The sequence below is a fragment of the Funiculus sociatus GB2-C1 genome (assembly GCF_039962115.1).
Taxonomy (GTDB): Bacteria; Cyanobacteriota; Cyanobacteriia; order Cyanobacteriales; family FACHB-T130; genus Funiculus; species Funiculus sociatus.
The window spans coordinates 21,485-27,519 of sequence record NZ_JAMPKJ010000078.1 but is presented as its reverse complement, the minus strand read 5'-3'; the positions used below and the strand labels follow the sequence as shown (position 1 = coordinate 27,519).

The 6,035-nt window shown below is 42.9% G+C and carries 5 protein-coding genes, 1 tRNA gene and 1 pseudogene; 3 read left to right on the top strand and 4 right to left on the bottom strand.

The genetic code is table 11. The features are described 5' to 3' along the window. A pseudogene (locus NDI42_RS24920) lies at positions 1-701 on the top strand (hypothetical protein); the annotation flags it as partial. A 1,001-nt stretch (positions 702-1,702) separates the two neighbouring features. Here NDI42_RS24920 and NDI42_RS24915 read toward each other — a convergent pair. Continuing rightward, a tRNA-Phe gene (locus tag NDI42_RS24915) sits at positions 1,703-1,775 on the bottom strand. A gap of 203 nt (positions 1,776-1,978) precedes the next feature. On the opposite strand from NDI42_RS24915, the gene NDI42_RS24910 reads away from it, so the two are divergent. Continuing rightward, on the top strand, positions 1,979-2,143 hold the full coding sequence (locus NDI42_RS24910; RefSeq protein ID WP_190444738.1) for a metallothionein: 165 nt from the start codon (positions 1,979-1,981) through the stop codon (positions 2,141-2,143). Between the two features lie 47 nt (positions 2,144-2,190). On the opposite strand, the gene NDI42_RS24905 is transcribed toward NDI42_RS24910, so the two are convergent. Then, entirely contained in the window at positions 2,191-2,985 is a 795-nt protein-coding gene (locus NDI42_RS24905; protein WP_190451147.1) for an iron chelate uptake ABC transporter family permease subunit, read from the bottom strand. Positions 2,986-3,138: 153 nt separating this feature from the next. On the opposite strand from NDI42_RS24905, the gene NDI42_RS24900 reads away from it, so the two are divergent. Next, entirely contained in the window at positions 3,139-3,546 is a 408-nt protein-coding gene (locus NDI42_RS24900) for an ArsR/SmtB family transcription factor (RefSeq protein ID WP_190451143.1), read from the top strand. Between the two features lie 171 nt (positions 3,547-3,717). On the opposite strand, the gene dnaK is transcribed toward NDI42_RS24900, so the two are convergent. Together dnaK and NDI42_RS24890 are read right to left on the bottom strand one after the other, a co-directional pair. Then, the gene (gene dnaK, locus NDI42_RS24895) at positions 3,718-5,634 is read right to left on the bottom strand and encodes a molecular chaperone DnaK (protein WP_190451141.1); all 1,917 of its coding nucleotides are present in this window, start codon (positions 5,632-5,634) and stop codon (positions 3,718-3,720) included. 204 nt (positions 5,635-5,838) lie between these two features. After that, positions 5,839-6,015 (bottom strand): hypothetical protein, encoded by a 177-nt coding sequence (locus NDI42_RS24890; RefSeq protein WP_190451133.1) that lies wholly within the window; start codon positions 6,013-6,015, stop codon positions 5,839-5,841. Between the last annotated feature and the right edge of the window lie 20 nt (positions 6,016-6,035).

Below are 6,035 nucleotides of genomic sequence, written 5' to 3'. Positions count from 1 at the left end.
TTGTCATGAATAGATGGCTGTTGTGTGGTAACTCTAGCCTCTCATGTCCCTCTACCCTTTTTCACAAATTCCCCGCGGCTATTGGCTTTCACCTACTTCTGTCAGGCAGTCAGGTTAAGCTCTGTCCTGTTTGTAATTGGGATTTAAGCATCTATTCTCTTTCTCCCGAAGGACTTAGAGAAGAACAAGAAAGTAAAATTTATTGGAGTGTAGAAGTTTGGAAAGAACTAAAACTTCTTAGGCAAGAAAGAGAGTTAATTGCCTCAGAGTATGCCTTAAAGGAACAATGGATAGACCGATTGTTAAAGGTATTCAGAGACTTAGCAGTGGAAATAGAAGATGAATGTTCTAAAAAATTAGATTCATTAAATGATGTAAATAATGAGTTATCTCAAAAGTTAAATAGATTAAATAGAGAAATAAGGTTTTTGCAAAAGAAACTTAATCGCATTGAAAATAAGATTGAAGAAGATGGACAAGTTAGAGAGGCTAAATATAGACGCTTCGAGTCATACCTTACTGATTATTCTTCTGAAACTTGTAAAGAAGAAAATACCTATCATATAAGCTTGCCTTTAAAGGTAAAAGAGGCTCTTGGAAAGCACACTAAGAAAGGAAGCCGGGGTACAGACGGTCAAACTTACTGGCTGAGAAAAGCTGTAATTTATTATGCCCTAATTGAAGAAAAAGGATGGTTATGAATGACACAATTAAAATCCCACTATCTTTCTTATCATTCGGCTAATCTTTACATCTCCAATCAAAGATATTTAATGCCTCCAATAACTTTATAGTTGCTTTATCTCGGTTTATGCTTAAATATCTATAATGCCTATCAATAGATATTTAATAGAATTGTTCAGACATTCTTAAGGTTATAAGAGTCCTGACTTATAAATGGTATACAAAGTTTTATGATGGAAGTTTTTACTACTAAAGAGTTAACTGGTTTTGAATTAGATGTAGCTCAATACTTAGCAGCTAGATATAAAACTAATTAGCCTTTAAAAAAGTTATAGTTAAACTTTTACTTAAGTTCTATAGTTAGTTAATTGATAAGGATTCTCTTTTGTTTATTTTTTGTAGTCTATTTAATAAAAAAGTGCTTTTATATTCTCAATTATTATTGAATAATGTATTGAATAAAGTTGATATATTCATACATTTTTTTTCAGTATTAATACGCTATTTGATACATAAATGTATATATAATTTACATAGTTTTTTCAGCATCATACCTCTGAAAGCTTGAATAATCGATAGATACATCAGTTGTGTGTGTCTTTACATAACAGAAATTTGAAAATACATCTGCTATCTATATGCAGTAATTATGTGTTTGTAGTTATAGGGCGATCGCATTTATATATGATTAGCACTCGACAAGTATGAGTATAAATACAGATATTGATTAGGGTAGTTAGCTATGGTAGAAGCTTATACCCTTAAGCCATAGGGTAGTGGTAAATATGTAGTGATATTCAATGCTCAAAGCCTTGTACGGTAGGGGGTGAAAGTGGATTTATCACTACTACTTCTATACTACTACCCAAGACGTACCGGAATTATAAACATTGCACGACAACTGCACGTCAACTGCACGTCAAACTGACAAAACCATTCTCAAAATGCTTGCTTGAATGTAGTTAACCTAAAAACAATAAAACCCTTACGACGTAAGGGTTTTATGATTAACTGTTAATGCCAGGACGGAGATTTGAACTCCGGACACGAGGATTTTCAGTCCTCTGCTCTACCAACTGAGCTATCCCGGCAACTTGCTTTCGTTTTTGGCGCTTAACTAATATAGCAAGTCTAACTAGAATTTTGCAAGTAGCTAAGGGCAGATTAGGTAATTTATTTTCAGTTCTTGGCAATATCCCGACTCAGGGCGTGCTTTTCGCCATTTTTGCACGAATAATATCTGAATATATGTTCATATGTTATAGTAAATTTAACTACTGATTAGGAGAGAGCCATGACTACTGTCACCTCAATGAAATGTGCCTGTGAATCTTGCCTGTGCGTCGTTTCCCTCAGCGATGCGGTGCAAAAAGACGGTAAATACTACTGCGGCGAAGCTTGTGCTAACGGTCATGAATCTGGAAACGGCTGTAGCCATGACGGTTGTACCTGCGGCTAAGAGAATGCTGGGTGCCTTGGGTAGTTAAGAGTTATTAATTTCTTTGCTTATGACTCAGTTTTCGGTTTTGTTGTCAACTTAGCCCAGCCCAAAACTGTAAGAAATAGCAAAAATTGGACTAGAACGATGCTAGGCCCAGAGGCAAAGTTGAAAAAACCGGAAACCGTCATTCCAGCAACACTACTTAAGGCACCTAACAAGACGGAGAAAGATAGAAAGTAGATAAATTGGTGACTCAGCAATTTGGCAGTGGAGGCAGGGATCACCAGAAAGGCATTTACCAGTAGAATGCCTACAGCTTTGATGGAAACAGCAACGGCAAGGGAAAGCAGTACCACGAATAAGTAGCGGTACTGCTGGATGGGGATACCTTGAACTTTTGCTACGGCTGGGTTAAGCGTCAACAAAATTTGCTGACGCAAGGTTGACAGTAAAAATACGGCTGAACCCAGCAACAGCAGTAGGACAAGTAGCAAATCGTTATTATTAATTGCCAGAATATCGCCAAATAGAGCGCTCATCAGGTTCCCTCGGTAGCCGGGGATTAAGCTGCTGAGGATGACACCGATTGCCAAAGCACCTGAGAGAACAATGCTGAGGATGTTGTCGCTGGCGAGATTGGTTTGGTCGATAAGGTAAAGTACGGCTAAACCAAAAATCACTGTGAAGGGTAGCAGCATCCAGGTGGGATCTAGCTGCAATAAAACTCCCATGACTAAACCGACTAAAGCAGCATGACCGACGGCGTGACTGAAAAAAGACAATTGGCGTAGGGTAACGAAGCTACCAAGCAAGCCACCTAGTAGCCCCATCAGGACGCTACCCGCGATCGCACGCTGCATGAAGGGAAATTGTAGCAGGGTCAGCAGGTCAGTGCCACTGGCGACACCGAGCCAATGAGAATAAAGCTGAATTAACACATTCAAAAAACTCCTTGATCAGAATCAGTTAGCATAGAATTATCAAGCCCTTCCTGGGACTTATATAAAAGCAAAATGTCAGTGCAACTTTCAGCTGATGGCGCTGTAACCCATTTGATTCAGCAAACAGAGAATCTCAATTGTAATCCGCCACACTCGGTTGAGATTAATGAAATCAACCAACTCCAAGGTCAAATTCTCAATACAGAAAAATCCCAGCGCATGGCTGGATTTTTCAGCCTTTTGGGGGATGCTAATCGTCTACGGATTGTTTCCGTTTTGGCAGTTAAAGAACTTTGTGTTTGCGACGTGGCAGCTGCACTGGACATGAGCGAATCAGCTGTTTCTCATCAATTGCGAACTTTACGAGCAATGCGACTGGTAAGTTACCGCAAGCAAGGGCGTAAGGTTTTTTATCGTCTTCAAGATAATCATGTTCTAGATTTATATCGGTCTGTCGCAGAACACTTAGATGAAACTTAGCTTTGGCCTTGCAGCTAAAGCACTTTTAAACGCAAAGGTATGCACAGGAACGCAGAGGAAGTTTTAACTCTGCGTTCTTTTGCGTAAAAAAAAAGATTGATGAAGTGCTTTTAAGCGCTCATCAACCTTTGTTTTTTAGTAAGGGTGGGGAAACCCCACCCTTACAGCTAATTATTTGGATTCAGTGAAATCAGCGTCAATCACATCATCTGGTGAACTACCTGAAGACTGAGTGGAACCGCCGCCAGTGGGATCGCCAGTGCCATCGCCTGGGGTTGCGCCGCCAGCTTGCTGATATATGTTGCTACCGATGGTGTAGAGAGTTTGTTGCAAGTCAGTGGTGAGGGACTTGATGCGGTCGTCGTCTTCCTGAGCGATCGCTTCGCGCAAATCTTTGACCAATCCATCTACCTTAGTCTTGTCAGCAGCGGGAACCTTGTCACCCAAGTCAGCCATTTGCTTCTCAGCTTGGTAAACGAGGGAGTCAGCTTGGTTCTTACGGTCAATCTTCTCACGACGCTCCCGGTCAGTTGCCGCATTTTGTTCGGCTTCCTTAACCATCCGCTCAACTTCGTTTTGTGGCAGAGTCGAAGCACCACTGATACTAATCGATTGCTCTTTGCCAGTACCGCGATCCTTAGCAGTTACATTCAGGATACCGTTGGCATCGATATCGAAGGTAACTTCAATTTGTGGCATTCCACGAGGAGCCAAAGGAATACCATCTAGACGGAAGATACCCAACTCCTTGTTGTTCGCCGCCATCTCCCGTTCGCCTTGCAGAATCTTGATTTCCACGTTGGTCTGATTATCTACAGCAGTAGAGAACACTTCAGACTTTTTGGTGGGAATCGTGGTGTTGCGGGGGATAATCTTGGTCATCACACCGCCAAGGGTTTCCACACCCAAAGATAGGGGGGAAACGTCAAGCAGCAAGATGTTGGTTACTTCACCCGAAAGCACACCAGCTTGAATTGCAGCACCTACGGCTACCACTTCATCCGGGTTAACGCTTTGGTTCGGGTCTTTGCCCAAAATCCGCTTCACCAATTCTTGTACTGCGGGAATCCGGGTGGAACCACCAACCAACACAACTTCATTGATCGCAGCTTTATCTAACTTGGCATCACGCAGAGCATTCTGTACCGGAACGCCGCAGCGATCGATCAAGTCGGAGCAGAGTCCTTCAAACTGAGCGCGAGTCAGCGTCATATCCAGGTGCTTCGGGCCATCCTGGGTCGCAGTGATGAAGGGCAGGTTGATTTCTGCTTGGGTGACGCTTGAAAGTTCAATTTTGGCTTTTTCAGCAGCTTCAGTGAGGCGCTGGAGGGCTTGACGGTCCTTGCGGAGGTCAATACCTTCGGCTTTCCTGAATTCTTCAGCTAAGAAGTCAACGATTTTCTTGTCGAAGTCGTCACCGCCCAGGTGAGTGTCACCAGAGGTTGCTAACACTTCAAATACGCCATCGCCAACTTCTAGGATGGACACGTCAAAGGTACCGCCACCAAGGTCAAATACCAGAATGGTTTCGTTGCTCTTTTTATCAAAACCGTAAGCCAAAGAAGCGGCGGTAGGCTCGTTGATAATCCGCATTACTTCAATCCCGGCAATCTTACCAGCATCTTTGGTGGCTTGGCGCTGGGAGTCGTTGAAGTAGGCGGGTACAGTGATTACAGCTTGGGTAACGGTTTCTCCCAGGTACTTGCTGGCATCATCTACCAGTTTGCGAAGCACTTGAGCAGAAATTTCTTCTGGTGCAAACTGCTTACTTTGTGCGGGACAGTCTAACTTAACGTTACCGTTGCTGTCGCGCAGCACTTTGTAAGAAACTTCGGTGGCTTCGTGGGTAATTTCTTCAAATTTACGCCCCATGAAGCGCTTCACCGAGTAGAAGGTGTTTTCGGGGTTCATCACCGATTGGCGTTTGGCGATTTGTCCGACTAAGCGATCGCCATTTTTGGCAAATGCTACTACCGATGGTGTGGTGCGAAAACCTTCTGCGTTAGCAATTACCGTGGGTTTACCACCTTCCATTACTGCTACGCAGGAGTTTGTCGTACCTAAGTCAATTCCAACAACTTTCGGCATAAGGGTTTCTCTCGGTTCCTATAACTACAAAACTGCAAAACTGGGAATACAAAAGTACAAGTTGAACCAGCAAACGTTTAGTCTGATCGCCGAGTGCGTACTGTTATATATACTGAGCGCGAGTTGCTACTCGATGAAGGGGGGTTTTCCGAACCTAGTTTGGGACGGTTAAACTTGCGAAGCCATTTTCCTTCCTTCATCCACCTATCTGCTGCTGATTGCTATCACTGTGTCTACTCTAAGGAAATCTTTGGCTGTCGGTAGGGGTGCAACCCGTAATAAATCTGTTGTATTTGCCGTCTTGGAGGGGTTTAACTGCAAAGATGCTGCATAAGCCGAAGGGAACAGAGGACGTGAGAGGTGTTGAGAAACGGCTACCATAAAAAAGCCTCGTTTGCCTG